The following is a 2,169-nucleotide window of genomic DNA, read 5'->3' as shown; positions in this document are numbered from 1 at the left end:
AAATAAATGATGGGTTTTCGACCGGACTTAGTACAAGTCATGTATTTGCCCATATCTGCTCACATCTGCCGATGTATTTTGAGAGGATTTCACGATGAGTTACGCAACTGGTTTAACGTTTGGAGGCAAGTCCTGGACGCCTCAATTTCTGCAAAAGATTAATTGGGAAACCTGCCTGGGCTGCGGTCGCTGCTTCAAAGCCTGTGGCCGAGGCGTGATGGCGCTGATTGCCCTCAATGATGAAGGCGAAGTCGTAGACGAAGATGACGATGATGATGAAGTTGAACGCAAGGTGATGAGCGTGATCAATGCCGATAACTGCATTGGTTGCCAAGCCTGCGATCGCGTTTGTCCTAAAGGCTGTCATGTTTATGCACCCTTAGCTCTAGCCTAATTTGACATACCAAGTAAGGAGGTGATGCCTATTGATATGAGGTGATGGCTTCTTCAGTTCAAGCAGATTAGTATGGTTTGCTTCAGTGACTGAAGCTTAACCCTAGATACTGCTCATGTTCCAGACCAGTTGAGAGGTATTAGCGGGTGACCGCTTAAACAATTGCATTAAAGAGATGAGGATACCTCAATGACGAAAGCAAAAGATGTAATGACCGAAGATGTCGCTATCGTGAAAGGCTCTGCCACCGTAGCAGACGCGGCTCGGCTCATGAAGTTCAAAGGCATTCATTCCTTGATTGTTGATCGCCGCCATGAGGAAGATGCCTACGGCATTGTCACCGACACAGACATTGCCAGTAAAGTCATTGCTTATGGCAAAGATCCCAAGCAGGTCAAGGTTTACGAGGTAATGACCAAACCTTGTGTGGTCGTTAATCCCGACTTGGCCGTTGAATATGTGGCTCGTTTGTTTGCCCAGACTAACATTGACCGCGCACCCGTCATCAAAGGTGATTTGCTGGGCATCGTGTCGATACAGGACATTCTCACGAAGAGCGACTTCATCGAGAATCCTCGAGTGCCGCTATTAGAGAAGGCGCTGCAAGAAGTAGTGGCTAATGCTCGTGCCGTTGAGGCTCAGGCTGGCCCTGACGCAGCGGAAGCAGAAGCCGCTTGGGATGCTGTTAATGAACTGGAAGCGGAACTCGCATTTTGCAAAGGTGAACCCCCTGCACAACCCGCTCGTGAGCCGTTGGCAAACACACAGAACACGGCAGCTATACCTGCCCTGCTGTAGCTTTTAGCAGATTGATTGATTTCTGTTCTGCAAATTAACCCAGGTAGGGGCACGGCATTGCCGTGCCCCTACCCAAACTCAACTGATTTAATATAAAATGTGTGACTTTTGGACGAGATGGCAAATGGACAATCCAACCTTATCGGCTGCTGATGCCAACCAGCTTCATGACCGCTGGGTTAACTACTACCAGGCTGTTTCCAATCGTCCGCCCCGCGCAACTTTATTAGCGGCGCTTAATTCCTTTACGACGCAGGCTGAGCCAAATGCGGAGCCGACTGCTGGATTTGCAGTTGATTTAGGCTGCGGTAACGGACGCGATACGGTGGAACTACTGCGGCGCAACTGGCGAGTTTTAGCCATTGATGGTGAGCCGGAAGCACTGACCCGTCTTCGTCAGTGCCAGGATATTGATCGAACATATTTGGAAACTCGTGTGCAGCGGTTTGAAGAGTTGACCTTGCCGCCTGATGTCGATTTGATTAATGCTAGCTTTTGCTTACCGTTTTGTCCGCCCAGCCACTTTTCAGATCTGTGGGAAGAAATTGTGGCGGCGTTGCGATCTGGGGGGACGATTTTGTGGGCATCTATTTGGCGATCGCGATTCTTGGGCGAGTAATGCGAATGTGAATCACCATACTCGCCTGCAGATTGAGCGGCTACTGGATCCCTTCGAAGTCGAGCTTTTAGATGAGGAAGAACATCCGGGTAAGACGGCTCTTGGCGAAGACAAACACTGGCATATTTATAATATTGTTGCTCGCAAGCGCTAATCTACAGAGCTAATTTACCGCCACCGTTGCGCCAGCCGCTTTTGCTTTAATACGAAATTCGGTTAAAACCCAATAGTTGATTTTTCGTGAACGGCTGGCTAGGTCAGCCGTTCACGAAAAATAACTTATACCTCAGTAGCCCAGGAAAGGCTATATACGCGGATTGGATACAACTACAGCATCGGCTTTATCTCTCTACAGTAG

Annotated in this window: 3 protein-coding genes; all 3 read left to right on the top strand. The window is 48.9% G+C overall.

Annotated elements, in window-relative coordinates; genetic code table 11:
• Nucleotides 1–94 precede the first annotated feature (94 nt).
• The 3 genes from fdxB to AC286M_RS06580 all read left to right on the top strand — a co-directional run bounded on the left by fdxB (nucleotide 95) and on the right by AC286M_RS06580 (nucleotide 1,811).
• Nucleotides 95–394, top strand: coding sequence for a ferredoxin III, nif-specific (fdxB, locus tag AC286M_RS06590; protein WP_488203050.1), 300 nt, complete (start codon nucleotides 95–97; stop codon nucleotides 392–394).
• Between the two features lie 189 nt (nucleotides 395–583).
• Entirely contained in the window at nucleotides 584–1,192 is a 609-nt protein-coding gene (locus AC286M_RS06585; protein ID WP_488203049.1) for a CBS domain-containing protein, read from the top strand.
• A gap of 124 nt (nucleotides 1,193–1,316) precedes the next feature.
• Entirely contained in the window at nucleotides 1,317–1,811 is a 495-nt protein-coding gene (locus AC286M_RS06580) for a class I SAM-dependent methyltransferase (protein ID WP_488203616.1), read from the top strand.
• Nucleotides 1,812–2,169: the final 358 nt, after the last annotated feature.

It is taken from the genome of Thainema salinarum CENA647, assembly GCF_057732415.1.
The sequence above is the reverse complement of the archived record's forward strand: the minus strand, read 5'-3'. Positions and strand labels throughout refer to the sequence as shown.

What these genes read in the sequence shown, in the direction of transcription:
- fdxB (WP_488203050.1), top strand. Translation starts at nt 95, where the DNA reads ATGAGTTACGCAACTGGTTTAACGTTTGGAGGCAAGTCCTGGACGCCT.
- AC286M_RS06585 (WP_488203049.1), top strand. Translation starts at nt 584, where the DNA reads ATGACGAAAGCAAAAGATGTAATGACCGAAGATGTCGCTATCGTGAAA.
- AC286M_RS06580 (WP_488203616.1), top strand. Translation starts at nt 1,317, where the DNA reads ATGGACAATCCAACCTTATCGGCTGCTGATGCCAACCAGCTTCATGAC.